Annotated in this window: 26 protein-coding genes; 7 read left to right on the top strand and 19 right to left on the bottom strand. The window is 56.4% G+C overall.

The genetic code is table 11. The features are described from left to right. Window positions 1–28: 28 nt before the first annotated feature. Genes JQU52_RS11405 through JQU52_RS11395 form a run of 3 tightly spaced genes read right to left on the bottom strand, consistent with a single transcriptional unit; the run spans window position 29 to window position 2,046 of the window. The gene (locus JQU52_RS11405; RefSeq protein ID WP_230338607.1) at window positions 29–430 is read right to left on the bottom strand and encodes a pyrimidine dimer DNA glycosylase/endonuclease V; all 402 of its coding nucleotides are present in this window, start codon (window positions 428–430) and stop codon (window positions 29–31) included. A gap of 6 nt (window positions 431–436) precedes the next feature. Further along, on the bottom strand, window positions 437–1,285 hold the full coding sequence (locus tag JQU52_RS11400) for a 23S rRNA (adenine(2030)-N(6))-methyltransferase RlmJ (RefSeq protein WP_230338606.1): 849 nt from the start codon (window positions 1,283–1,285) through the stop codon (window positions 437–439). 2 nt (window positions 1,286–1,287) lie between these two features. Further along, window positions 1,288–2,046, bottom strand: coding sequence for an MBL fold metallo-hydrolase (locus JQU52_RS11395; RefSeq protein WP_230338605.1), 759 nt, complete (start codon window positions 2,044–2,046; stop codon window positions 1,288–1,290). A 103-nt stretch (window positions 2,047–2,149) separates the two neighbouring features. On the opposite strand from JQU52_RS11395, the gene JQU52_RS11390 reads away from it, so the two are divergent. After that, a complete protein-coding gene (locus JQU52_RS11390; protein ID WP_230338604.1) occupies window positions 2,150–2,539 on the top strand; it encodes a DUF4870 family protein in 390 nt (129 codons plus the stop codon). Between the two features lie 68 nt (window positions 2,540–2,607). Here JQU52_RS11390 and JQU52_RS11385 read toward each other — a convergent pair whose 3' ends face one another. The 3 genes from JQU52_RS11385 to rph all read right to left on the bottom strand — a co-directional run bounded on the left by JQU52_RS11385 (window position 2,608) and on the right by rph (window position 6,373). Beyond that, window positions 2,608–3,957 (bottom strand): MFS transporter, encoded by a 1,350-nt coding sequence (locus JQU52_RS11385; RefSeq protein ID WP_230338603.1) that lies wholly within the window; start codon window positions 3,955–3,957, stop codon window positions 2,608–2,610. 167 nt (window positions 3,958–4,124) lie between these two features. After that, a complete protein-coding gene (locus JQU52_RS11380; RefSeq protein WP_230338602.1) occupies window positions 4,125–5,348 on the bottom strand; it encodes an aspartate kinase in 1,224 nt (407 codons plus the stop codon). Window positions 5,349–5,599: 251 nt separating this feature from the next. Beyond that, window positions 5,600–6,373: a ribonuclease PH gene (gene rph, locus JQU52_RS11375; RefSeq protein ID WP_230338601.1), complete on the bottom strand. Its 774-nt coding sequence runs from the start codon at window positions 6,371–6,373 to the stop codon at window positions 5,600–5,602. Between the two features lie 156 nt (window positions 6,374–6,529). Between rph and JQU52_RS11370 the strand changes: the two genes are divergently transcribed. Next, on the top strand, window positions 6,530–7,402 hold the full coding sequence (locus tag JQU52_RS11370; protein ID WP_230338600.1) for a YicC/YloC family endoribonuclease: 873 nt from the start codon (window positions 6,530–6,532) through the stop codon (window positions 7,400–7,402). A gap of 88 nt (window positions 7,403–7,490) precedes the next feature. On the opposite strand, the gene ypfJ is transcribed toward JQU52_RS11370, so the two are convergent. The 7 genes from ypfJ to JQU52_RS11335 form a co-directional block, all read right to left on the bottom strand. Beyond that, a complete protein-coding gene (ypfJ, locus tag JQU52_RS11365; RefSeq protein ID WP_230338599.1) occupies window positions 7,491–8,321 on the bottom strand; it encodes a KPN_02809 family neutral zinc metallopeptidase in 831 nt (276 codons plus the stop codon). 196 nt (window positions 8,322–8,517) lie between these two features. Further along, window positions 8,518–8,916, bottom strand: coding sequence for an RNA-binding S4 domain-containing protein (locus tag JQU52_RS11360; protein WP_230338598.1), 399 nt, complete (start codon window positions 8,914–8,916; stop codon window positions 8,518–8,520). Window positions 8,917–9,074: 158 nt separating this feature from the next. Beyond that, entirely contained in the window at window positions 9,075–10,301 is a 1,227-nt protein-coding gene (gene pncB / locus JQU52_RS11355) for a nicotinate phosphoribosyltransferase (protein WP_230338597.1), read from the bottom strand. 183 nt (window positions 10,302–10,484) lie between these two features. Beyond that, window positions 10,485–10,916, bottom strand: coding sequence for a PaaI family thioesterase (locus JQU52_RS11350; RefSeq protein WP_230338596.1), 432 nt, complete (start codon window positions 10,914–10,916; stop codon window positions 10,485–10,487). Then, window positions 10,913–11,410 carry a PaaI family thioesterase gene (locus JQU52_RS11345; protein WP_230338595.1) on the bottom strand — a complete coding sequence of 166 codons (498 nt, stop codon included), beginning with the start codon at window positions 11,408–11,410 and terminating at the stop codon, window positions 10,913–10,915. Before JQU52_RS11345 ends, JQU52_RS11350 begins: the two co-directional genes overlap by 4 nt. Window positions 11,411–11,450: 40 nt before the next feature. Further along, a complete protein-coding gene (locus JQU52_RS11340) occupies window positions 11,451–12,272 on the bottom strand; it encodes a segregation and condensation protein A (protein ID WP_230338594.1) in 822 nt (273 codons plus the stop codon). Then, window positions 12,254–13,036 (bottom strand): tRNA threonylcarbamoyladenosine dehydratase, encoded by a 783-nt coding sequence (locus JQU52_RS11335; protein ID WP_230338593.1) that lies wholly within the window; start codon window positions 13,034–13,036, stop codon window positions 12,254–12,256. Before JQU52_RS11335 ends, JQU52_RS11340 begins: the two co-directional genes overlap by 19 nt. A gap of 121 nt (window positions 13,037–13,157) precedes the next feature. On the opposite strand from JQU52_RS11335, the gene JQU52_RS11330 reads away from it, so the two are divergent. Then, window positions 13,158–13,631, top strand: a complete 474-nt coding sequence (locus tag JQU52_RS11330; protein WP_230338592.1) for a universal stress protein — start codon at window positions 13,158–13,160, stop codon at window positions 13,629–13,631. A gap of 215 nt (window positions 13,632–13,846) precedes the next feature. On the opposite strand, the gene JQU52_RS11325 is transcribed toward JQU52_RS11330, so the two are convergent. The 3 genes from JQU52_RS11325 to gpmI all read right to left on the bottom strand — a co-directional run bounded on the left by JQU52_RS11325 (window position 13,847) and on the right by gpmI (window position 18,313). Further along, on the bottom strand, window positions 13,847–15,334 hold the full coding sequence (locus JQU52_RS11325) for a S41 family peptidase (protein WP_230338591.1): 1,488 nt from the start codon (window positions 15,332–15,334) through the stop codon (window positions 13,847–13,849). A 156-nt stretch (window positions 15,335–15,490) separates the two neighbouring features. Next, window positions 15,491–16,789, bottom strand: a complete 1,299-nt coding sequence (locus tag JQU52_RS11320; protein ID WP_230338590.1) for a murein hydrolase activator EnvC family protein — start codon at window positions 16,787–16,789, stop codon at window positions 15,491–15,493. A 3-nt stretch (window positions 16,790–16,792) separates the two neighbouring features. After that, on the bottom strand, window positions 16,793–18,313 hold the full coding sequence (gene gpmI, locus JQU52_RS11315; protein ID WP_230338589.1) for a 2,3-bisphosphoglycerate-independent phosphoglycerate mutase: 1,521 nt from the start codon (window positions 18,311–18,313) through the stop codon (window positions 16,793–16,795). Between the two features lie 157 nt (window positions 18,314–18,470). Between gpmI and JQU52_RS11310 the strand changes: the two genes are divergently transcribed. The 4 genes from JQU52_RS11310 to argB all read left to right on the top strand — a co-directional run bounded on the left by JQU52_RS11310 (window position 18,471) and on the right by argB (window position 21,098). Then, window positions 18,471–19,040, top strand: coding sequence for a YqgE/AlgH family protein (locus JQU52_RS11310; RefSeq protein WP_230338588.1), 570 nt, complete (start codon window positions 18,471–18,473; stop codon window positions 19,038–19,040). Then, on the top strand, window positions 19,033–19,521 hold the full coding sequence (ruvX, locus tag JQU52_RS11305) for a Holliday junction resolvase RuvX (RefSeq protein ID WP_230338587.1): 489 nt from the start codon (window positions 19,033–19,035) through the stop codon (window positions 19,519–19,521). Before JQU52_RS11310 ends, ruvX begins: the two co-directional genes overlap by 8 nt. Window positions 19,522–19,622: 101 nt before the next feature. Then, complete coding sequence (locus tag JQU52_RS11300) at window positions 19,623–20,027, top strand: YidB family protein (protein ID WP_230338586.1); 405 nt, start codon at window positions 19,623–19,625, stop codon at window positions 20,025–20,027. A 183-nt stretch (window positions 20,028–20,210) separates the two neighbouring features. After that, a complete protein-coding gene (argB, locus tag JQU52_RS11295; RefSeq protein WP_379060888.1) occupies window positions 20,211–21,098 on the top strand; it encodes an acetylglutamate kinase in 888 nt (295 codons plus the stop codon). A 332-nt stretch (window positions 21,099–21,430) separates the two neighbouring features. On the opposite strand, the gene JQU52_RS11290 is transcribed toward argB, so the two are convergent. The 3 genes from JQU52_RS11290 to aceF all read right to left on the bottom strand — a co-directional run bounded on the left by JQU52_RS11290 (window position 21,431) and on the right by aceF (window position 25,469). After that, complete coding sequence (locus JQU52_RS11290) at window positions 21,431–21,787, bottom strand: YkvA family protein (RefSeq protein ID WP_230338585.1); 357 nt, start codon at window positions 21,785–21,787, stop codon at window positions 21,431–21,433. A gap of 199 nt (window positions 21,788–21,986) precedes the next feature. Next, the gene (gene lpdA, locus JQU52_RS11285) at window positions 21,987–23,765 is read right to left on the bottom strand and encodes a dihydrolipoyl dehydrogenase (protein WP_230338584.1); all 1,779 of its coding nucleotides are present in this window, start codon (window positions 23,763–23,765) and stop codon (window positions 21,987–21,989) included. A gap of 72 nt (window positions 23,766–23,837) precedes the next feature. Beyond that, window positions 23,838–25,469, bottom strand: coding sequence for a dihydrolipoyllysine-residue acetyltransferase (aceF, locus tag JQU52_RS11280; RefSeq protein WP_230338583.1), 1,632 nt, complete (start codon window positions 25,467–25,469; stop codon window positions 23,838–23,840). Window positions 25,470–25,527 lie beyond the last annotated feature (58 nt).

Below are 25,527 nucleotides of genomic sequence, written 5' to 3'. Positions count from 1 at the left end.
GGCAAAATTATAGCAAAGGTGCGGGGTTTCAGGTGGGGCTTTGCGGCGTTTGCGGCGGGGTAAAACGCGCTTTGGCGGGCATGCGTTCGGCAATGCGGGCGCGATTGATCGCCAGTGCGGCGGCGCTGGGCTGGTAATCGCGCCACAGGGCGGGGTCGGCCGGTAAGGTGTCGGCCGGCCAGATGTATTGCACTTTAAAACCACGGGCGCGGCATTCGGCGTGTAAGGCATCGTAGCGTTGCAATAAAAACGCCAGTTTGTCGAAGAAGAAACGCACATGGCCGCTGCCGAGTTTGTAGTCGGCAGGCTGGCCTTGTAAATGAAATTTGCCTTTGGCCACGGCGTTGGGAATGCGGGTGAGCTCGCGGTGTTCGGCCAGTAGGTGTTGGTCGCACAGCTCGGCGGGCGGAACCAGGTTGATGCGGGTCATAAGCGATTAAGCACTGTGGTGTTGCAATACAAAGTGGGCGCCGTCGTCTTGCTGCAAACAGGCGGTTAATGCGGGCAGGGTTTGCGCCAAGGTGTCGGCCAGGGTGTAGGGCGGGTTGATGACAAACATGCCGCTGCCGTGCATGCCGAACCCGTCGCTGCGCGGGCGGTGTACGTGCAGCTCGGCCTGCAAGTGGTTATCGGGCGCGAGCCGCCGCAGGCTTTCAGGCAGCATTTGGCTTTCGGGGCGGCTTAAACAGGGATACCACACCAAATAGCAGCCTTGGGCAAATTTATTCAGCGCGGCTTTGAGGGTGTCGGCCACTTGGCGGTAGTCTTGCTTTTGCTCGTAGGCTGGGTCGGTGAGCACCACGGCGCGGCGGGTGGGCGGCGGCAGCATGGCCAGCAGGCCTTTAAAGCCGTCGTCGCGAAAAATCTGGCTGTGGCGCGGCTGGCGTGCTTGCTGCATATTTTGCTGCAATAAGGCGCTGTCGGCAGGATGCAATTCGTAGAGACGCAGGCGGTCGCTGTCGCGCAATAAAGACTGTGCCAGCCACGGCGAGCCGGCATAGTGTTGCTGTGCATCGGGCACGAGTTGCGCCAGATGCTGCCTGAACGCCAATAAAGCCTCCGGCAGCTCGGTGGCGGCTTGCAAACGGGCAATGCCGTGGCGGTATTCGCCCACTTTTTGCGCCTGCTCGCCGCTGAGGTCGTACAAACCGGCACCGGCATGGGTGTCGATATACCAATAGGGTTTGTTTTTGCGGTTGAAATAGCGAAGCACCTCAAACAGCACATGATGTTTGAGGATGTCGGCATGGTTGCCGGCGTGAAAGGCGTGGCGGTAGCTGAGCATGATTATCGGGGCGAAAAGGCGTTGAGGTGATTGTGGATGCGGCGGCGTAGGGTGGCCAATAGGGTGAGCGGCTGGGGCGGCGCCAAGGCCAGCATGGTGTCGAAATCGGCGGCTTCGGGCTGGATTTCGCCGCCGTGTGCCAGCAGCAAGGTGTGCGGCTGTAAGTCGGCCATTTGTTGTAGCGAGGCGCGGTAGGCTTGCGGTAAAAATACCGGAAACGGCACCGCCAGCCCGCGTTTGAGCTTGAGAATCAAGTCGGCGGTGTAGGCGGTGCGGCTTTCGGGGTGGTATAGGCTTAAGTCGCGGTCGGTATGGCCGGGGGTTTCCAGCACACACCAATCGCCAAAGCCGGGCAGGGCATCGCCGTGGCGCAGGCGGTAATCGGGGCGCAAATACGGCCAATACCAAATATTGCGGCGTGGTTTTTTCATTTTGGCGGCCATCCAGTGCGCCAGATACATGTCCACCATCAATTTACCCGCGCCGTGCAGGCCGCCGTACCACTGGCGCTTTTTATCGGCGCTGGCAATGCGGCAGCCGCTGATGTTGCGCAAAGCCTGTGCTGCTCCGGCATGATCCGGGTGCATATGGGTGACCACCACCAATTTCAAATCGGTAAACGGCCGCCCCAGAGTGCCGGTGATAAAGCGGCGCAGCATGTCGATGTCGCAACGGCTCATGCCATCGAGCAGCAAGAGGCCGTGCGCATACTCAACCAGATAAATTTCCTGAATATAGCCTTTGAGCCGATGGATTTGCATAAGCACCCGCAACGCGATAAAGTGGCGATTGTAACGCAGAAAGAAAGCGCCGGTAAGGCGCATTGCTGATGGCATAACTTTATTGACTTACAGGAGCAGCAAGATGACAGAACCCGTTTCAACGCCACCGGTGGTGCTTGAGCCCAATGGCTATCAATTGCCCACCGATTCGCAAAAAAACTATATGTACATTACCTACGCCATGTATGTGCTGGGTATTTTTATCGGCCTCACGCCGATTGTGGGGGTGATTCTGGCCTACATCAAACGCGATGAAATGCAAGGCACGGTGTATTACGACCACATGCAGTTTTTGATTAAAACCTTTTGGGTGTCGCTAACCGGTATGGTTATCGGTGCCATATTGATGCTGGTGTTGATTGGCTATTTGGTTTTGCTGGCGGTGGGGGTGTGGTATATCTTCCGCGTGGTGTTGGGGATTGTGAAATTGCTCGACAATAAGCCGGTAACGCCGGACGGCTGGTTTATGTAAAGCAAATCAATCAAAAAACGCCCGCCCGGCTTGCCGGGTGGGCGTTTTGTTGTGTGCGCAAAGGGGATTTAGTGAACATCCATCAGGCTGATGTCCTTGGTTTCGTGAATGGAGAACAGCGCCAACAGCGACAAGCCTGCATTCAGCGCCAGATACACACCCACGCCAAAAATACCGAAAGACTTATTGATTTCAATCGCCACCAAGGTAGCAACGGAGGCGCCAACAATGGCGGCAAAATTATACGCCAGTGATGCGCCGGAGTAGCGCACTTCGGTGGGGAACAACTCCGGCAGCAAGGCGGCCATAGGGCCGAAATTCAGCCCCATCAGCATCATGCCCACCACCAGAAACCCCAGCACGCTGGCGGGGCTGCCGTGTTGCAAAAACAGCGGCATGGCCAAGCCGAAAAGCAAAATGGCACTGGTCACGCCAATCAGCCAGCGGCGGCGGCCGATTTTATCGGCCCCAATGCCCGACACACTCACAAATGCGCCGAACACCACCGCGCCAATCAGCAAAAAGCCGGTGAAGGTGTTTGCCGGTATACCCAAGCCCATGGGATAGCCCGCGGCAGACAATTCCGGCTTGCTCTTGGAGTAAATCTGCACAAAGGCCGTCATGATGTAAAACAGCACATAAGTGGCGGCCATAATGAAAGTGCCTTGCACAATCGGCTTGTAATGTTTGCACAGCACTGTGCTCACAGGGGCGCCCACCTTTTTGCCTTCACTCTCGGCGGCCTTGAATACATGGCTTTCATGCAGGGTTAAGCGCATATACAGCCCCACCGCAATCAGCACAATCGACAACAAAAACGGGATGCGCCACGCCCACGCCACCAATGCTTCCGGCCCCACAGCGGCGCTGATGGCAAAAAACACGCCGTTGGCCATAAACAGCCCGATGGGGGCGCCCAGTTGCGGAAACGTGCCATACCAAGCACGTTTGCCCGGTGGTGCGTTTTCGGTGGCCACCAGTGCCGCCCCGCCCCATTCGCCGCCTAAACCCAGCCCTTGGCCGATGCGCAACACACACAACATCAGTGGCGCCCAGATGCCGATTTGCTCGTAGGTGGGCAACAGGCCGATCAGTACGGTAGACAAGCCCATGGTGAGCAAAGAAGCCACTAAGGTTTTTTTGCGGCCGATTTTGTCGCCAAAGTGGCCGAACAATGCCGAACCGATAGGACGGGCAAAAAATGCCAGCGCCAGCGTGGACAAAGACAGCAGAATGGCGGCACTGGGGTGTTCTTTGCTGAAAAACTGGGTATTGAACACCAGCACGGCCGCAGCCGCGTAGATGTAGTAGTCGTAAAACTCAATAGCAGTGCCTACCATGGAGGCAAGCGCCACTTTATGAGGATTGTTGCGCAAGGGTTCGTCGTGCGCGGCGGCGGTATCAAGGGTGTGGCTCATGTGCCGGATTCTCAGATAAGGTGGAAAAACAAACGCCGCTATGGCAGGATGCCGCAGCGCTCAGTGGCTACTACAAAAGCGGCTGCGTGAAATACGCAGCCGCTTGGGGGCGGAAAATATTTTATGGGATGCAAAACAGCCTGATTTCAGGCTGCCTGAAAACCGGATTAAGCCTTATCCAGCTCAAAAGCTTTATGCAAAATACGGGTGGCCAGCTCTAGGTATTTTTCATCAATCAGCACCGATACTTTGATTTCGGAAGTGGAAATCATCTGGATATTGATGCCTTCTTCGGCCAAGGTGCGGAACATGGTGGAGGCCACGCCCACATGCGAGCGCATACCCAAGCCCACAATCGACACTTTGCACACGGTGTCGTCGCCGTCTACACTGGCCGCGCCGATGTTTTTCTGCACTTCTTGCAGCAGCTTGAGGGTGTGCTGGTAGTCGCCGCGCGGCACGGTGAAGGAGAAATCGGTGGTGCCTTCCGCGCCCACATTTTGGATAATCATGTCCACTTCGATATTGGCATTGGCCACGGCGCCCAGAATTTGGTAGGCAATGCCCGGTTTGTCCGGCACGCCGCGCACATTGATGCGCGCTTGGTTTTTGTCGAAAGCAATGCCCGATACGGCCGCTTGTTCCATATTATTGTCCTCTTCAAAAGTAATCAGGGTGCCGTCGCCGCCGTCGGTAAGGCTGCTTAAAACGCGCAGGCGCACTTTGTATTTGCCCGCAAATTCCACCGAGCGGATTTGCAGCACTTTGCTGCCCAGGCTCGCGAGCTCCAGCATTTCTTCAAAGGTGATGGTGTCGAGGCGGCGGGCTTCGGGCACCACGCGCGGGTCAGTGGTGTATACGCCGTCTACATCGGTGTAAATCTGGCATTCGTCGGCCTGTAAAGCGGCGGCCAGTGCCACGGCGGAGGTGTCGGAACCGCCGCGCCCCAAGGTGGTGATGTCGCCTTGGCGGTCTACACCTTGGAAACCGGCCACCACCACCACGCGGCCTTGTGCCAGGTCGTCACGCATTTTGGCGTCGTTGATATGGTCGATGCGCGCCTTGGTGTGGGCGGAATCGGTGGTGAGGGCCACTTGCCAGCCGGTGTAGCTTTTGGCGGGCAGGCCGATGTCTTTCAAGGCCATGCTCAACAAGCCGATGGTGACTTGCTCGCCAGTGGCCAAAATCACATCCAGCTCGCGCGGATCGGGGAATTCCTGCATTTCGTGCGCCAGCGCCACCAAGCGGTTAGTTTCGCCGCTCATGGCCGACACCACCACTACCACGTCATGCCCTTGCGCGCGCGCTTTGGCCACGCGGCGGGCCACGTTTTTGATGCGCTCCGGGCTGCCCACCGAAGTGCCGCCGTATTTTTGTACGATTAACGCCATAATGCTGCTTTCTGTTTGCCTTGTTTGAAAGGGTTGGGGAAGGTATTGGCTGGCTTGGCGCTATCTGGCCAAGTATTGGGTATGTGGCAAAATATTTCAGGCAGCCTTAATTCGGTTTTAAGCCCAATTATTTCTGCCTGTATGGCAATACACCCTGTTGCAGCCGCCAAAGCGGCTATTTTTAGCATTTTTGCACTGCAAAAACAAGATGCCGGGCGGCCTGAAAACACTTTTCAGGCCGTTTTGCCATTTTATGGGTATTTTGTCGCGCCAAGCGGGTGCTTATGCTTATTGGGCGCTTGCAAAGCCTGTTGTTGTGCCAAAATCAGCTCGCCAATGCCTTTTTGTGCCAACGCAATCAATTGGTTTAAGGTGTCGGGGCTGAAGGTGGCGCCTTCGGCGGTGCCTTGGATTTCGATAATATTGCCGCTGGCAGCCATCACCAGGTTGATGTCGGAATCGCAGTTAGCATCTTCCGGATAGTCCAAGTCCAACAAGGGCACACCGGCCACCACGCCCACGGATATTGCGGCCACGGCTTCGCGCAGCGGATTTTGTACCAGCATGCCCGCATCGGTGAGCTTGCGCAGCGCCAGGCATAAAGCCACATAAGCGCCGGTGATGCTGGCGGTGCGGGTGCCGCCGTCGGCTTGCAACACATCGCAGTCGATTACAACTTGGCGCTCGCCCAGCAGATGTAAATCCACCGCCGCCCGCAAAGCGCGGCCAATCAGGCGCTGGATTTCTTGCGTGCGCCCGGATTGCTTGCCGGCGGCGGCTTCGCGGCGCATACGGCTGGCGGTGGAAGCGGGCAGCATGCCGTATTCGGCGGTAATCCAGCCTTGATCTTGGCCGCGCAGCCACGGCGGCAGCTTGTCGTCGATGCTGGCGGTGCAAATCACTTTGGTATTGCCGATTTCAATCAGGCAGGAGCCGTCGGCGGCGGGTAAAAAATGCGGGGTTAGGCGCAGCGGGCGCAAAGCATCGGCGGCACGGCCTTGGCGCACATAAGTAGCAGTATCCATCAAACGGCTCCGGCAAGTCGACAAACCGCTATTATAACAGGGCATGCCTAGGCGTGGCAGCGCGGCGTGGTTTGGCGTAAGATGCGCCTGCCGGTACCGCCTTGAGTAAAGCGGGTACCGCTTAATTATTCATATCATTTAAAAAAGGATACAGCCATGATGCACAGCATGACAGGCTATGCCAATGCCGGCGGCGCCTATGGCGGCCGCCAAATCAGCGTGGAATTGCGCGCGGTAAACCACCGCTATTTGGATATACAGTTCAAAATGCCCGACGACTTGCGCCATCTGGAAGGGCGTATGCGTGAAATCATTGCCGCCAAAGTGCATCGCGGCAAGCTGGAATGCCGCGTGCAATGGCAAACCACCGGCACAGCGGCTACGGAAGGCTTGCAAGTGAACCGGGCGCTGGTGGCGCAATTGGCGCAGTTGAACAGCGATTTGCGCAAACAACACAAAGATTTGGCCAAATTGGGCGTGGCCGATTTATTGCGTTTTCCCGGTGTGCTGGTGGCCGAGCCGGAAGATGAGGAAGCACTGGCCGAAGGCGTGCTGGCCTTGCTGAATCGTGCCATGGCCGACTTTAACCAATCGCGTGCGCGCGAAGGCGAAAAGCTGCAACAGCATTTGCTGGCGCGGCTGGACGACATCAACGACATCGTACATGCCCTGATGCAGCTGTTTCCGCATTTGCTGCAACAACACATCGACAAAGCCGAACAGCGTTTGCGCGATGCGATGGCGCACATTGATGATGATCGCATCAAACAAGAATTTGTGATTTTTATGCAAAAAGCCGATGTGGATGAAGAGCTGAGCCGCCTGCAAACCCATATTGCCGAAGTGCGCCGCTTGGTAAGCGAACACAAAGGCAGCGTGGGCAAACGGCTGGATTTTTTAATGCAAGAGCTCAACCGCGAAGCCAACACCTTGGGCAGCAAAGCGATTGCCGCCGAAAGCACCCAGGCGTCGGTAGGGTTGAAAGTGTTGATTGAACAAATGCGCGAGCAAGTGCAAAACGTGGAGTAATCCGGTTTTACGTTTGCGGCTTGAATAAAGGCTGCCTGAAAATATTTTCAGGCAGCCTTTTGATTTAAATGCAAATATTTGATTTTAATTAGCTAAACGTATCGCACTGCGCCGGATCGCCACTCTGCAGGCCGCGGCGGAACCAGGTTTGACGGTCTTGTGCGCTGCCGTGGGTGAAGCTATCGGGCACCACATAGCCTTGGCTGCGCTGCTGGATGCGGTCGTCGCCCACGGCTTCGGCGGCGTTCATGGCGCGCTCAATATCACCGGCTTCAAACAATTGGTTTTGCTGGGCGTGGCTGGCCCACACGCCGGCAAAGCAGTCGGCCTGCAACTCTAGGCGCACAGAAAGCTGGTTGGCGCGGGCTTGGTTGCTGCGTTGTTGTGCTTGGTGCACTTTGGGCAGGATGCCGAGCAGGTTTTGCACATGGTGGCCAACTTCGTGGGCAATCACATAGGCAAATGCGGCATCACCCCCTTGTGCGCCCAGTTTGGTTTTCATGTCTTCATAAAACGACAAGTCCAAATACACTTTTTGGTCGTTGGGGCAGTAAAACGGCCCCATGGCGGCTTGGCCGGTGCCGCAGCTGCTTTGAGTGGCGCCGGTGTAGAGCACGAGGGTAGGCGCCACATAGCGCTGGTTGTGACGGGCAAAATATTGGCCCCAGCTGTCTTCGGTTTCGGCCAGCACCACGCGTGAAATTTGGTTGAGCTGGGCTTCTTGGCTGGCTTCCAGTGTGGATGGCTGTGCGCCGCCACCACCAATTTGCGGCGTGCCCACTACGCCGGATAAATCCACGCCGTAGTACATGCCCACCAGCAACACGATAATGCCGATAATGCCGGTGCTTTTTTTGCCCACGCTCATGCCGCGGCGGTCTTCAACATTGCTGCTTTGTCTGCGGTTTTCCCAACGCATGATGTTTTCCTTTAGAGTTTGTTTACGATCTTTTTTGTAGCCGATTTTAGTACAGAAACGGGTGCAGGTAAGGTAAAAAGCACAGCCAAAGCAGGATTTGGCGTGCATTTTTAACGCAGCATGCGCCTGTTTCTGCGCTGAAAGCAGCACAACAAAAGATTGTAAACAGGCTCTTAGCCTTAGTTTGGTGTTGCGGTTATTCCCAGCTGCGTTTGACTTTATCCAAATCCCGCCGGTCGCGTTTGGTGGGGCGGCCATCGGGGTAGGCAGCGCTGATGCGGCTGGCTTTGTCGGTTTCTTTTTGCTGCGCCCGTGCGGCAGCCACGGCGGCGTCTTCGCGGTAGAGCTGCTGGGCTTCGACTGCGGGGCGGCGCATGTGGTTCAGTTGCAGCACGGTGATTTTATACGGCAGCGAATTGAGGGTGAGCTGGATTTCATCGCCCGGCACAATGGTTTTGCTGTTTTTCACTTTGGCGCCGTTGACTTGCACGCGCCCAAGCTCAATGTGTTTTTGCGCCAGGGCGCGGGTTTTGAAAAAACGGGCCGCCCACAGCCATTTGTCTAGGCGCATGCCTTCGGTGGATTTATCGTTCATGGTTTAAGGTGTTTGGGGTTGATGATTTAAGGCTGCCTGAAAATAGCCGTTATTGTAAAACCCGATGCGCTAAGGCACATCCTATGCCATTGCCGTTTTCAGGCAGCCTTATATATTGCCCAAAGCGGATATAGGCTGCCTGAAAGATGAGCCAGCGCTTATTCAATCACTTCCGGAATTTCAAATACTTGGCGCAAATAGGCCAAGAAAGTGCTGTTGTCGGACATGGTTTTGCCCGGGGTGTCGGAAATTTTGGCCACCGATTGGCCGTTGCACTCCACCAGCTTAAGCACGATGTTGAGCGTGGTGTGGCCTAAATCGTTGGTGAGGTTGGTGCCGATGCCGAAGCTGGTTTTGAAACGGCTTTTAAAATACTGGTGCAAGGCCCAAGAGCGTTCGATATCGAGGCCGTCGCTGAAGGTGAGCATTTTGGTGCGCGAGTCGATTTTGAGCTTTTGGTAGTGGGCGTAGGCTTTGTCGCCCCAGATGTAGGGGTCGCCGCTGTCGTGGCGCAGGCCGTCGAACAGTTTGGCAAAGTAGAGGTCGAAGTCGCGCAAAAAGGCGTCCATGCCCACCACATCGGTAAGCGCAATGCCTAAGTCGCCACGGTATTCGTGTACCCAGGTTTCCAGTGCGGCTTTTTGGAAGTCGCGCAGGCGCACATCCAGCGCTTGGAAGGCTTGCAGAAATTCGTGCGCCATGGTGCCGATGGGGGTGATGTTGAGTTTTTTGGCCAGATACACATTGCTGGTGCCGCGCACGATTTCCGGCGCAGCTTCATGCAAGGTGCGCACCACATGCTCTTGCCAGGCAAAGGTGTAGCGGCGGCGGGTGCCGAAATCGGACACCAAAAATGGCGGCTCGTTGGGTTTTTGCTCGGCGGCGTAGCGGTGCAGCAATGCGGCTTTAGCTTCGAGGCGGCGCTGGCCTTCGGCCAAGGTGTCGGGCGTTTCGATGCGGCGGAAATACAGCTCGTTCACAATCGACAACACAAAAATCTCAAAAAACATTGCCTGAATGATGGGGCCTTCCACGCGGATATTGAGGCGGTTTTGCGCATCAATGCTCACGTGGATAAAGCGGCGTTTAAGCTGGAACAACTCCAGATAGTCGACAAAGTCGCTTTTGATAAAGCGCAGGCTGCGCAGATAGGCTAGCTCGTCATCGCGGAATTTAATCTCACACAGCCGATCCAGCTCCAGCTCCAGCTCGTCTTTGATGTCGGCCAGTGGGTAGACGGTTTGGTCGTTGTTGCGGCAGCGGAATTCATACACACCGTGCGCTTGCGGAAACTGGTGCAGCACCACTTGCAGCATGGTGAATTTGTATAAATCGGTGTCGAGCAGGGATTGCACGATGGCGGGGCGGTGGCTGGGTGCAGACATGGGCGGCCTTTGGTGTGCATACCACCCATTAAAACCGGCGCGGCCGGTTTTGCTGAGGGATATTGTTTTGCTGGAATAATACCAAACAGTTTGGCGGGTGCAAATTTTGCCCTATCGTACATGTTTGCATGCCGTTTGGCTATGGCGGCATCAAGGGCTGATTAAGGCTGCCTGAAAACCGTTTCAGGTAGCCTGCGGCATTTGGAAATGCGCCCGCGCCACGGCAATCGGTTTGCTGCTGTCGGCCTGCCAGCCTTCAATCGCCACATTGGCAATGCGGCTGCCTTGGCGGGTGAGGATGCAGCGGGCGTAGCAGGTTTCTGCTTTGCCGCTGCGCAGGTAATCCAGTGAAAAATCCACCATTTTGGGCATTTGGGCCAATCCGGCGCTGTGGCGTAAAAATAAGGCGGCCGCGCTTTCAAGAAAGCCGCCGATTAAGCCGCCGTGCAAGGCGGGCAAAAAGACATTGCCGATGTTTTGCCGGATAAAGGGCAGGGCAAACAGCAAGGCGCCGTCGGCATCGTGCCCCATTTGCAGGCCGATAAATTCGGCATAGGGCATGTGTTGGTGTGCCCAGGCGCTTAATTCGGTGTTGGGATGGAAAGTGGTGTTCATCGGCTTTGCTCCTGTTGCCACTCTTGTTGCAAATAGTGTTGGAGGGCGGCTTTGTCGGCGGCGGGCAAGGGGGTGCGCATAAAGGCGGCGGTGCCCAGTGCAATCGGGTCGGCTTCGTTGTGTTGGTAGCAATGGGCGCGCACAAACGCCACTTGCCCGGCTAAGCGGTAGCATTCGGCCTTGGCATACACACGGTCGCCCGGGGTGGCCGGGTGCATATAGTCGATGCGCATGTCTAATGTGGCCAGCACTTCAAAGTCGGGCAAGCGTGCGGCCACGGCGCTGGCGGAGACCACGTCTACCAAGGTGGTAATCACGCCGCCGTGCACGGTGCGACTGTCGGTATTGCCCACCAAATCTTCGCGCCAAGGAGCGCTCATCACCGGCAAGTGGTCGCTACCCACGGCTTCACGACGAAAGCCCAGCGCCCGGCAATGCGGCAGAATGCTGTAGTGTTGGAATAGGGCGTTGAAAACGAGGGGGTTGTGTGGCATGGGTGCTTCCTTTGTTAACTTAAGGCTGCCTGAAAGTTGCTTAGGCCGGCGCTTCTGCGGTGGCAGCGTAAATTTCGATTGGGGCTTGGCTTTGTGTCTGTACAATGCGCACCAGCCCTTCTTTGGCCAGCTCCAATAAGGCGATAAAGTTCACCACCACCAGCGCTGCACTGTCGCTTGGGCCAAATAAATCGCTAAAGTGGCAACTGTGGTGCTGTTGCAGACGGCGCAAGATGCTGCTCATTTGAGCGCGTACCGACAAGGTTTCCTGCACCACTTGGTGGTGGCGGTGGTGGCTGGCGCGCGCCAAAATGGCCAGCCAAGCCTGGCTTAAATCGGCCACTTGCACTTGCGGCGGCGTTGCGGTGGCGCTGACTTCCAGCGGCAGCCATGCCCAGGCAAAATCGCGTCCGGCACGCGGCAGTGCGTCCAGCGCCAATGCAGCCAGTTTCATTTGTTCATACGCCAGCAAGCGGCGCACCAGCTCGGCGCGCGGGTCGGCCTCTTCTTCGTTGGCCGCCGGTGGTTGCGGTAGCAGCAAGCGCGATTTGATTTCGATTAACACCGCCGCCATCAGCAGGTATTCGGCGGTGAGATCCAGCTCGCGCATGTCCATTTGCGCAATATAGGCCAAATATTGCTCGGTGATTTTGCGCATGGGGATGTCGAGCACATCAATGTTTTGCTTGCGGATTAAATACAGCAGCAAATCCAGCGGCCCTTCAAAGCTTTGCAACACCACTTGCAGCGCATCGGGCGGAATAAACAAATCGGCGGGCACATCCAGCACCGGCTGGCCAAACAGCCAAGCCACGGTAGGCGTGGCGGATGCCGGCGTGGCGGCTAGGTTGGCGGCGTGCATAAGGCTTCCAAGCCGATTTGGGCACAGCGCAAGCCAAAGCTGGCGGTAACCACCATCGCCGCACCATAGCCCGCACACGATAAGCCTTGCGGCGCGGCATCGGCGGCGCAGGCGTTGTTGTTTGGCGGCGGGGTGATGTTTTCGGTGGAATACACGCACGGCACGCGCATTTTGGCGTGGGTGTCGCGGCTAAAGCCGTGGCGGCGGCGCAAGGTGTAGCGCAGATTGGCCAACAAGGGGTCGTGGGTAACACGGCTTAAATCGGCTGCCTGAATCAGCCCGGCGTCTTTTTGCCCGCCCGCACCGCCAGACACCACAAAAGCCTGCCCTTGCGCCACAAAATGCGCCGCCATCGCCGCTTTTACCCGTACTTGGTCAATGGCATCAATCACAAAGTCGAAACGCTGGGCAAACAGCGTGGGCAAATTGCTTTCGTCAACAAAATCTTCCACCGTATGCACACGGCAATGCGGGTTGATTTGGGCGATGCGCGCGGCCAGTGCGTCTACTTTGGGCATGCCGAACGCATCGGTGAGCGCATGCAGCTGGCGGTTGACATTCGATTCGGCCACATTGTCCAAATCAATCAAGGTGAGTGCGCCAATGCCGCTGCGTGCCAAAGCTTCCACTGCCCACGAACCCACGCCGCCCACGCCCACCACACATACATGGGCGGCAGCAAAGCGTTGCAAAGCGGCCTCGCCGTAGAGGCGGGCAATACCGCCGAAGCGGCGGCTGGCGGAAATGGAAGTGGAATCGGTCATCTGCGTTGGGTCAAAATTCAATAAACAAGTGCCGACAGGCAGCCGGCGCGGTATTATACTGTATGTGTCCGCCAAAACGGCGGCAAACGTAATACTTCATCACCACACGGAGAGCACTTAAATGTACAAACATCTGGTTGTGGCCGTAGACGGCAGCCATACTTCCGAAAACGCCTTGGCACATGCCGTGGGTTTGGCCAAAGTGGAAAATGCACAGCTAACCTTGGTGAATGTGGCCAATCCGGCCGAATACATGGCGCTGGCGCCGGAATTTTTACAACACGAAAGCTATGAGGCCGCGGCACTGGCCGAAGGCAATACCGTGTTGGATGCCGCCGAACACCGTGCACAAGCGGTGCTGGGCGAAGGCAAAATACAACGCCATTTGCTGATGGCAAATAAGGGCGCACGCGAAATGGCGCAAATGTTGGTGGACTACGCCGAGCAGCAGGGCGCCGATTTGTTGGTGCTGGGCACCCATGGCCGCAGCGGCCTGATGCATTTGCTGATGGGCAGCTTTGCCGAAACCGTGATGCGCGAAACCCGCTTGCCGCTGTTGGTAATCCGCAGCGAGCGCAGCGAAGAAGAAGCTTAAATTCAGCCAAGCAGGGCAATGTGTTTTGTAGGGGCGGGCATTAAGCCCGCCCTTATAGGGCTGCCTGAAATATCAATGGATTGTCGAATCCGGTTTTATTTTATCGTTCAGGCAGCCTTAAAAAATATGTCACACCTGCGTAGATAGGTGCTCAGTAAACCAAAAGCAAACGCCTGCAGATGCAGGCGTTTGCTTTTCACTTAACTCAGAAGGCTTTATTCTGCTTTGGCTTTTTTCGGTGCCGGTTTTTTAGCCGCCAAGCCCAGTGATTTTTGCCATTGGGCCGGGTCTTTAATCAGATCCAGCGCTTTGCGCAATTGGGCATCTTTGGCCGGATTGGGGATGCGGCGGCTGAGGATGTCATCTTTGTCTTCGGTTTCGGCTTTGGCACCCTGTTCTTTACTGGCAGGAGCGCTGGCTGCTTCAGAAGCGGCATTGTCTTTGGCCGGGGTGTCGTCTTGCCACAAATTGCCTTTCACTTCGGTGCCGCCCAAGGGGTTGCTCAGGTGGCCGCCCAAATCGGCTTCGCGGCTTTCAAATTTGCGGCTTTTGTCTTGCACTTCCACATCCGGGGTGATGCCTTGTGCCTGAATCGAGCGGTCGTTGGGGGTGTAGTATAAGGCGGTGGTGAGTTTGACGGCGCCGCCGTTCGACAAGGGCAGCACGGTTTGCACCGAGCCTTTGCCAAAGCTTTGCGTGCCCACAATCACCGCCCGTTTGTGGTCTTGCAAGGCACCGGCCACAATTTCAGATGCCGAAGCCGAGCCAGAATTGGTGAGCACGGTAATGGGGATGTTTTTGATTTCCGCAGGCAGGCCGATTAGGGGGTCGCTGCTGCTGTTGGACATCATATAGTCTTGCGGCACGGCGCTTAAGTTCATGCCCGCTTGTTTGTCGCGCCCTTTGGTGCTTACCACTTTGGCCCCGTGCTCCAAAAATACTGCCGACACGCCCACGGCGCCGTTGAGTAAGCCGCCCGGGTCGTCACGCAAATCGAGCACCAAGCCTTTCAGCGAGCCTTGGTTTTCTTTGGTTAGCGCTTGAATCGACTCCACTAGGCTGGGAACGGTGCGCTCTTGGAATTGGGTGATGCGCACATAGCCGTAGCCCGGCTCCAGCAAGTGGTGGCGCACGCTTTTTACTTTGATGATGGCGCGGGTGAGGTGTACCACAATCGGCTGGGTTTCGTCTTTGCGCGACAAGGTGAGGGTGATTTTGGTGCCGGGCTTGCCGCGCATTTTTTTCACCGCTTCGGTGGTGGTCATGCCGCGGGTGGATTCTTCGTTGATTTTCACGATGATGTCGCCGCTTTTGACACCGGCGCGTTCGGCCGGGGTGTCTTCAATTGGCGCCACCACTTTAACAAAGCCGTCTTCACTGCCGATTTCCATGCCCAAACCGCCGAATTCGCCGGTGGTGTTTTCTTTCAAGTCACCATAGTCTTTTAGGGTCATGTATTCTGAATGGGGATCTAGGTTGGATACCATGCCTTTCATGGCACCTTCCAGAATTTCGTCGTCGCTTTTATCCTCAACATAATTGGCTTTGATTTGGCCATACACTTCGGCCATGGTGCGGATGGATTGCACCGGCAGCACTTCTTTTTGCTCGTTGGCATAGCTTTGGATGCTCAAGGTGAGCAGGGCACCGCTAAAGGCACCTAAGCTGTACAGGGCGATTTTTTTTAATGTGGGTTTGGCCATAACCAAGTGTTCTTTCTTTGTGTGTCCGTGCCGTTAATGTGCAGGCTGCCTGAATTATCTTCAGGCAGCCGCAAAACCGGCACAGCTTATGAAATTTCTGTAAAGGGGGCAAGTATTCACAAGTAAATATTTGCTAATGCAGGGGCTTTTTTTGTTTTAGCTTAACCACGATAAAGGGTTCATGGCTTGGTTGCGGTAGCGGATTTCGAAATACAGGCCGTTGTCGCCGCTGGGAATACGGCCGCTGCGCCCCAAGCTTTGGCGGGCGCTCACGCGGCTGCCTGCGCGCACGTCGATGCCGGAAAGGCCGGTATAGATGCTTAAATAGCCATCGCCATGATCCACAATCACGGTGTTGCCGTAGCCTTGCAAGGCGGCGGCATAGGCCACGTCACCGGCGGCAATACTGTGCACGGTGGCCGGCGGGGTGCTGATAAACAGCCCTTTCCAGGTGCCGCCTTCGGGGCGGCTTTGGCCGAACTGGCCGGCGATGTTGCCGCTCACCGGGCGGCGCATTTGCCCTTGCAAACGCGAGAATCCGGCCGGCTGGTGCACATCTTGGCCGCTGTCGGGCGGTGGCTGTAAGGCCAAATCTTCGGCGGTGAGGGTGGAGGTGGGCGGGGTGCTCTTGTTGGCCGTAGCGGCAGGCGGAGTGGTGGCTTGAGCTTGTTGAGCGGCGGCCAGTGCTTGGGCGCGCTTTTGTGCTGCCAGCCGCCGTGCTTCGGCTTCGGCTTTGCGTTTGGCGGCGGCTTGCACCGCCAGCTGCTGGATTAAGCGATTGAGGCGCTTTTCATCGTCTCTGAGCTCGGCCAAGGTTTGGCTTTGCTGGTTGAGCTGGCTGGCCAAGGCTTGGCTTTGCTGTTGCTGCTGTTGCTGTTTTTTACCCAGGCTGCCCAACAGGCGTTGTTGCTGCTGCTGTAATTGCGCCAGCTGTCGGAATTGTTGGTCTACCTGGCTTTGCTGTTTGGCCAGCGCTTGCTGTTGGCTGTGCAGTTTGGCAATCACTTGCTCATTGGCGCGGTTTAGGTAGCGCATGTATTGCAAGTGGCGGCCTTTGTCGGCGGCTTCGGTTTGCTGTAAAAACAGCATCACCGCATTTGGTTGGCGGTTGCGGTAGTGGGCGTTGAGCAGGCGTGCCACTTGTGCTTGTGCGCCGCCGATGTCGGTTTTGAGCTGCTCCAGCCGGGTTTGCAGCTGCTGCAATTGCTGTTGCGCTTGGCTGTGCTGTTTATTCAAGCGGGTGAGCTCGGCTTGGGCGGCATCCAATTGGCTGCGGGTTTGCGCCAATTTGCCGTCTACCGCTTTTTGTTCGTTGCCGGTTTGGCGGATTTGCTGTTGTGCCGCCGAAATGGCTTTTTGCACGTCTTTTAAATCGCCGGGCTTGGGCTCGGCCAGCAAAGGGGCGCTGACGGCCAATAGCCAAGCGCTGATAACGGCTGCGGGCAGTATTTTCATGGTTTAGCGGCTCAATTCAATCAGGTTTTGGCCGCTCATTTCCGGCGGTGGGTTTACACCCAGCATGGCCAGTAAAGAAGGGGCGATGTCTTTGAGTGCGCCGCCGCTTTTAATCTTGGCTGCTCGGCCGACATACAGAAACGGCACCGGGTTGGTGGTGTGTTGGGTGTGCAGTTGGCCGTTGCCGTGGTCGAACATTTGTTCGCAATTGCCGTGGTCGGCGGTAATCAGCACTTCGCCACCGGCGCTTAAGGCTGCCTGAACAATTTGCCCCACGCAGGTGTCGAGCGTTTCCACCGCTTTGATGGCGGCGTTTAAATCACCGGTGTGGCCCACCATATCGCCGTTGGCGAAATTGCAGATAATCATGTCGTGGCGGCGCTGCTCAATGCTGCTCACAATCTGCGCCGCCACTTCGGCAGCGCTCATTTCCGGCTGCATATCGTAGGTGGCCACTTTGGGCGAAGGCACCAGAATGCGCTCTTCGCCGGGATAAGGCTCTTCGCGCCCGCCGCTGAAAAAATAGGTAACGTGCGGGTATTTTTCGGTTTCGGCAATGCGCAATTGGCTGAAGCCTTGGGCAGATAAAAATTCGCCCAAGCCATTGTGGATGCTTTGTGCGGCAAACAATACCGGATTGGTATAAGCGGTGCCGTAGCGGGTGATGCTGGCAAAATAACCTAGGTGCGGCGCTTGCGGGCGCGCAAAGCCGTTGAATTCAGGCCAGGTAAGCGCTTGGGTCAGCTCGCGGGCGCGGTCGGCACGGAAATTCAGAAACAGCACTGCATCGCCGCTTTGAATTGCACCAGCGGGGTTAATCAGGGTGGCTTGTACGAATTCGTCGTTTTCGCCGCGCGCATAGGCTGCCTGAAGCGCGGCCAGCGGCGAGGCTGCCTGAAACGGTGCTGTGCCCAGCAAAGCCTGATAGGCTGCCTGCACCCGCTCCCAGCGGTTGTCGCGGTCCATGGCGTAAAAACGGCCGACCACGCTGCCGGTAATCACTTGCGGATGCGCGGCCATATAGTCTTCTAGGCGTTGCAAATAAGGTGTGGCACTTTGCGGCGGGGTATCGCGGCCGTCCAAAAACGGATGCACCACGATTTTGGCCATGCCCGCGGCCACGGCGGCATCCAACACGGCAAAAAAGTGCTCGATGTGGCTGTGCACGCCGCCATCGGAAAACAGCCCCAGCAAATGCACGGTTTTATTGGGCACTTGCCAGGCGGCGGTGAGAGCGGGGTTGGCGGCGAGGCTGCCGTCTTCCATGGCCATGTCGATGCGGGTGATGTCTTGCGGCACCACGCGTCCGGCGCCAATATTCAAATGGCCTACTTCGGAATTGCCAAACTGGCCTGTGGGCAAGCCCACCATGCGCTCGGAGGCGTCGATGGTGCCGTAGGCGTAATCTTGCTTCAAGCGATCCAGATTAGGGGTGGCCGCCAGCAGCGGCGCATTGTCTGCGCCTTCGGTGCGGTGGCCGAAGCCGTCCAGAATCAGCAGCACAATCGGTTTGGTCAATGACACGGTAAGCCTTTCGCGTTTAAACTGAGGCAGCCCGGTGAACAACGCAAGGCTGCCTGAAACCGCTTATTATAAGAGGGTTTGCTTGAGAAACTCAATTGCCGCCCTTATATACGGTGCAGACATCACCCCAACCATTTCAGCCATAAAGCCCACCCTTATGACGCCTATTGCCACCCCATTTTCATTGACCAACCAGTTTTTGATTGCCATGCCCGGCATGGACGACCCTTTTTTTGCCGGCAGCGTGGTGTATGTGTGCGAGCACGGCGAAGACGGCGCCATGGGCATTGTGATTAACAAGCCTTCGCCGGTGACCATGGATTTGCTGTTTGATGCCGCCAAAACCGCCACCCCCGAGCGCTTTTGCAATGAATGGGTGATGATGGGCGGCCCGGTGCAGGTGGATCGTGGCTTTTTGGTGCACACGCCGGTGGGCTCGTGGGAAAGCAGCCTGTTGGTTACCGATTACATCGCCATGACCACCTCGCGCGACATTATTGCCGGGCTGGCCAAAGACGGCGAAGTGGATAAAGCGGTGGTCACCATCGGCTATTCGAGCTGGCGTGCCGGGCAATTGGAGCAAGAGCTGGCCGACAACGCTTGGCTCACCGCCCCGGCCAACACGCAGATTTTGTTCGACCTGCCTTATGATCAGCGTTATCAGGCCGCCATCAAGCTGTTAAACGTGGACTTGGCACAATTAAGCGGAGCCGCCGGCCATGCCTGAGGCCGCTCATTTACCGGCACCCACCGGCACCACACTGGCGTTTGACTTTGGCCTCGCCCGCATCGGGGTGGCCGAAGGCGATGCCGAAGTGGGCACCGCTCACCCCTTGCTCACCATCAGCGCCAGCAGCAATGAAGCGCGTTTCGAGCAAATCGGCCGCCTGATTGCCGAATGGCAGCCGCGCCAGCTGGCGGTGGGTTTGCCGGTGCATGTGGACGGCAGCGAACACGAAACCACCGCCTTATGCCGCCGCTTCGGCCACCGCCTGCACGGGCGCTTCGGCTTGCCGGTGTATTGGGTGGACGAGCGCCTAAGCTCGGTGCTGGCCGCCAGCCTATTGGCCGAAGCGCAGGTGTTTGGCCGCAAACAAAAAGCCGTGCTCGACCAAGTGGCGGCACAGGCAATTTTGCACACGTTTTTTGAAACCGGTGCCGTAGGCCGGTTTAATGGCCGCCTGCCGCCAATATCTGCCTTGCCGTAACACGCAATATGGCTTAAGCTCACCGCCGTGCCATCGGAAACCGATGATGGCAGGTTTGATTTATTTTGTTATGGAAACAAAAAGTAAAAGGAAAAAACATCATGGGATTGTTGGATTCGTTATTGGGCGCAGCCCTGGGCGGCGGCAACCAGCAGCAAAACACAGCCGTTCAGCTGGTGTTGCAGCTGATTGAGAAATCCGGCGGTGTGGGCAATTTGATGAATACATTGCAGCAAAACGGCTTGGCCGGTGCCTTGCAATCGTGGATTTCCACCGGCGGCAACGAAGCCGTTTCCGGCCAGCAAGTGGAGTCTGCACTGGGCGGCGATTTGCTCAACCAAGTGGCGGCCAAAGTGGGCATCAACGGCAGCGATGCCAGTGATTTGTTGGCGCAATACCTGCCTAAAATCATCGACCAGATGACGCCCAACGGCGATGCTGGCGAGGCTCATGGCGTGGATTTGGCCAGCATCGGCGGTGCATTGCTCAAAAACATGTTTAAATAAACAATCAAATGTGATAGAAAGCGGCTGTGAATGCACAGCCGCTTTTTTCGTGGTGGCATTGGTTGTTCAGGCAGCCTGAATGTGTTGTTTGTGCAACAATCGAAAATCAGAATATAGGCTGCAGGATTTCAGGCTGCCTGAAAAATAAAACCGTATTGTTCTCAGTATGGTTGTGAGGAGTAAATGATGGATAAAATCGAGGCCGGCCAAAAAGCCGCCATTTTGGCCGAAGCGCTGCCCTATATCCGGCAGTTTTCCGGCAGCACCATTGTGATCAAATACGGCGGCAACGCCATGACCGATCCGGCGCTGAAAGAAGGCTTTGCCAAAGACGTGGTGCTGCTTAAGTTGGTGGGCATCCACCCGGTGGTGGTGCACGGCGGCGGCCCGCAAATTAACGATTTGCTCAATAAAGTGGGCAAAGAGGGCGTGTTTGTGCAGGGCATGCGCGTTACCGACAGCGAAACCATGGACATTGTGGAAATGGTGCTCGGCGGCCACGTTAACAAGGAAATTACTTCTTTGCTCAACCAACACGGCGGCCGCGCAGTGGGCATTACCGGGCGCGACAGCCATTTTATCAAGGCCAAGAAAATGTTTATCAACACGCCCGAACGCAACGGCGTGGACATCGGCCAAGTAGGGCAAGTGGAAAGCATCGACACCGGCCTGATTCGCGGGATGGTAGAGCACGGCTATATTCCGGTGGTGGCGCCGATTGGCGTAGGCCGCCAGGGTGAGGCGTTTAATATCAACGCCGATGTGGTGGCGGGCAAACTGGCCGAGGAATTGCGTGCCGAAAAGCTGATTATGATGACCAACATTAGCGGCGTGCTGGATAAAGAAGGCAACTTGCTCACCAATTTAACGCCCGCGCGCATCGACGAGTTGATTGCCGACGGCACTTTGCACGGCGGCATGTTGCCCAAAATCAGCTCGGCGGTGGATGCGGCCATCAACGGCGTGAAAGCCACCCACATTATTGACGGGCGCGTGCCACACGCTTTGTTACTGGAAATTTTCACCAACCAAGGCGTGGGCTCGATGATTTTGGGTGGAGATGAGCCATAAATCGGCTTTGAGATGATTCAAATAAAACCACACCTTGATTTATTCAATCAAGGTGTGGTTTTACTATGGAGGCTGCCTGAAATATTTTGTTGGCTTTGAAAAGCAATGCCAATAGTGCCGCCGGTATTATATCAATTCGAAAAAATAAGATAACAAGGCGGAACTGATTTACTTAGTGCTTCAGCACTCTAGTAAATCGTTCTCTTTGAGCTGAGCCGAAGACAGTACACCCAGTACGGAACAGAGTTTGTTGGCGCTTTAGCACCGTACAAAGTCGTTCGCTTTGCGCTAAGGCGAGCCAACGCAGTTAGGTTATTTTTTTCGAATTGATATTAGTGCAGCAAACGCTCAGCCGCCGCTTGTGCCCGGGCAATAATGTCGTCGGTCATAAACGCTTTAAACTGGGCGTAAACCAGCGCAATCACGGCTAAGTCGTCGCTAAAGCCTAAGGGGCCGAGCAGGTCGGGAATGGCGTCAATGGGGCTGAGAAAATAAACCAGCGCACCCACAATAATCATCTTGCTGCGTTTGGGCGTGGTGGGTGCTTTAAACAGAAAGTAAAGCGCATACAATTGCTTGATGGCCGGCTGCCCCAAGCGGAAGGCATAGGTTTTGAGTTTATGCAAAAAACGGCCTTCGTTTAAGCGGCGTTGTTGGAATTTGCGCTGGAATTCATCGGTTTTGTTCATGGAAATCTCCATATTAAGGGCAGCAGTGGCTCGCATAGCCGAGTATATGGGGTTGCTGTGGTTTTAGCACAAGGGTAAAGTGGCTGGGTTAAATATTTTTAACCATGTCGCTGATTTAGGTTTTTGTATTATAGATAAAAAGGCTGCCTGAAACCGATTAAAACCAGTTTCAGGCAGCCTTTAATTGCGGTGCAGCGGTTTATTTTTTCCGTTGCGGCGGCAAGTCGGTGCACACGCCCATGGCCACTTCGGCGGCCATGCCGATGCTTTCGCCCAGAGTGGGGTGCGGGTGGATGGTGCGGCCGATGTCTTCGGCATCGCAGCCCATTTCGATGGCCAGGCAGATTTCGCCTATCATATCGCCCGCATTGGTGCCCACAATGGCGCCGCCGATGATTTGGCCGGAAGCGGCATCAAAAATCAACTTGGTAGCGCCTTCGCTGCGGCCATTGGCCACGGCGCGGCCGGAAGCAGCCCAAGGGAACACCGATTTGGTGATGTTGATGCCATCGCGCTTGGCCTGCTCTTCGGTTACGCCCACCCACGCCACTTCAGGGTCGGTATAGGCCACGCCCGGAATCACCCGTGCGTCGAAATAGGCTTTGTGTCCGGCGCAGTTTTCGGCGGCCACATGGCCTTCGTGCACGGCTTTGTGCGCCAGCATCGGCTGGCCGACAATATCGCCGATGGCATAGATGTGCGGCACATTGGTGCGCATTTGTTTGTCAACTTCGATAAAGCCGCGTTCGCTCACCGCCACACCGGCGTTTTCGGCGCCAATCAGCTTGCCGTTGGGTGCACGCCCGGCGGCCACCAGCACCATATCGTAGCGCACGGGCTCGGCCGGCGCTTTGCTGCCCTCGAAGGTGACGTAAATGCCGTCGTCACGCGCTTCTACGGCCACGGTTTTGGTGTTGAGCATGATGTTGTCGAAACGGTGCTCGTTCATCTTTTGCCAGATTTTCACCATATCGCGGTCGGCGCCTTGCATCAGGCCGTCCATCATTTCCACCACATCTAGGCGCGCGCCTAAGGTGCTGTATACGGTGCCCATTTCTAGGCCGATAATGCCGCCGCCGATAATCAGCATTTTCTCGGGCACAAATTTCAGCTCCAGTGCGCCGGTGGAGTCGACAATGCGCGGGTCTTGCGGGATAAACGGCAAATGCAACACGCGGCTGCCGGCGGCGATGATGGCGTTTTTAAAGGCAATGGTTTTTTGCTCGCCGCTTTCTTCGCTGCCGTTGCCTTGAGTGAGCGCCACTTGCAGGTGGTTGGCACCCACAAATTGGCCGTTGCCGCGGATAATGTCCACTTTGCGGGCTTTGGCCATGCCGGCCAAGCCGCCGGTCATTTTGGCAATCACTTTGTCTTTGTAGCCGCGCAAAAGGTCGATGTCGATTTCTGGTTCGGGGTATTTAATGCCGTTGGCGGCTAGGTGTTTCACTTCGTCTACCACGGCGGCATTGTGCAGCAGGGCTTTAGAAGGGATACAGCCCACATTCAGACACACGCCGCCCAAGGTGGCGTAGCGCTCCACAATGGCGGCTTTCAGGCCTTGATCGGCGGCGGCAAAGGCAGCAGAATAGCCGCCGGGGCCGCCACCCAACACCACCACATCGTATTCGGCATCGGCATTGCCGGAGAAATTGGCGGCTTGCGGTGCAACTGCCGCTTGCGGTGCCGGTGTGGTGGGTGCTGGCGCAGCTGCTTCGGCTTTGGGCGCTTCGGCAGCGGCCGTTGCGGCTTCTACCACCGCAATCACGCCGCCTTCGGAAATTTTATCGCCCACTTTTACCCGCACTTCTTTAATCACCCCGGCCACTTCGGCGGGCACATCCATGGTGGCCTTGTCGGTTTCCAGTGTAATCAGCGTGTCTTCTACGGCCACGCTGTCGCCAACTTTGATATCTACGGCAATGATGTCCACATTTTCATGGCCGCCGATATCGGGTACTTTTAATTCGATTAAGCTCATTCTGTCACCTCTCAATAGGATTTGAGGCTGCCTGAAAGATTGTTTATTACTTTCAGGCAGCCTCGCACAGCTTTACACCACCATACGGCGTAAATCGGCCAGTAAGTCGGCTAGGTAAACGGCAAAGCGCATACCGGCGGCGCCGTCGATCACGCGGTGGTCGAACGATAGGCTCAGCGGGCACATCAGGCGCGGGGCAAATTCTTTGCCGTTCCACACCGGTTTGATTTGCGATTTACACACGCCCAGAATGGCCACTTCCGGCGCATTCACAATCGGGGTGAAGCCGGTGCCGCCAATGCCGCCCAAGCTGGAAATGGTGAAGCAGGCGCCTTGCATTTCTTGCGGTTTGAGTTTGCCTTCGCGGGCTTTTTTGCTCAATTCGCCCAATTCGATGCTGATTTGTTTGAGGCCTTTTTTGTCCACGTCTTTAATCACCGGCACCACCAAGCCGTTGGGAGTGTCGGCGGCAAAGCCGATGTGGAAGTATTTTTTCAACACCAAATTGTCGCCATCCAGCGAGGAATTGAATTCGGGGAATTGCTGCAAAGCTTTCACGCTGGCCTTGATGATAAAGGCCAAGGGCGACATTTTAACGCCTTCGCGCTCCCATTCTTTGTTGAGTTGTTTGCGGAATTCTTCCAAATCGGTCATGTCGGCATCAAGCTGATGCGTTACATGCGGAATCATCACCCAGTTGCGCGCCAGGTTTTGGCCGGAAATTTTCTGGATGCGGGTGCGCTCTTTAATTTCGATTTCACCGAATTTGGCAAAATCCACTTTTGGCCATGGCAGCAAGTCCAGCCCGCCGCCCAAAGAAGCTGCGGCGGCACCGGCGCTGGCGCCTTTTTGCATCACGCTCTTCACAAAGGCTTTAACGTCTTCACCGGTGATGCGGCCTTTGCGGCCGGAGCCGGATACTTGGCCCAAATCCACGCCCAGCTCACGCGCCAGCTTGCGGGTAGACGGACCGGCATGGGCTTTGGCAAAGCTTTGTTCGTTAATCGGGGTGGCGCCGAAAGGCGCATGCGGTGTAGCGCTACTGGTCGCAGCGGGCGCCGGTGCGGCAGCAGGTGCCGCCGGGGCTGGAGCGGGGGTATTGCTGGCGGCAGCCGGTACGGCGGGCGCGGTAGCAGCAGCACCACTAGCGGCCACATCTACCATCAGGCTGCCTTCGGATACTTTGTCGCCCACTTTGATGTGTACGGCGGTAACGGTGCCGGCGGCGGTGGCGGGCACGTCCATGGTGGCTTTGTCGGTTTCCAGTGTAATCAAGGTGTCGTCTACCGCTACGGTATCGCCCACTTTGATTTCCACCGCAATCACATCCACATTGTCGTGGCCGCCGATATCGGGCACGGCAATCTGTACGCTGCTGCTGCCGCTTGCGGGTGCGGGCTCGGCGGCGGTGGCGGGCGCAGGCTCTGCGGCTTCAGCGGCGGGTGCCGCTGTGGCGGCCGCAGCAGCACTTTCCACCAGCACAATTACGCTGCCTTCGGATACTTTGCTGCCCACGCTTACTTTAACTTCTTTCACCACCCCGGCGGTGTCTGCCGGTACGTCCATGGTGGCTTTGTCGGTTTCTAAGGTGATTAAGGTGTCGTCTACGGCCACGGTGTCGCCCGCTTTTACCGCCACATCAATCACATCCACATCGGTATGACCGCCGATGTCCGGTACTTTGATTTCTACGATCTGACTCATCGCTCTGTCCTTTTTGGCAGGTTGTTTTAGGCAGCCTGCATGGTGTTCGCGTCTTTAA

It is taken from the genome of Paralysiella testudinis (assembly GCF_016894345.1).
In the GTDB taxonomy this organism is placed as follows: domain Bacteria; phylum Pseudomonadota; class Gammaproteobacteria; order Burkholderiales; family Neisseriaceae; genus Paralysiella; species Paralysiella testudinis.
Note: the sequence above shows the minus strand (reverse complement) of the source record. Positions and strands in the feature narration are given on the sequence as shown.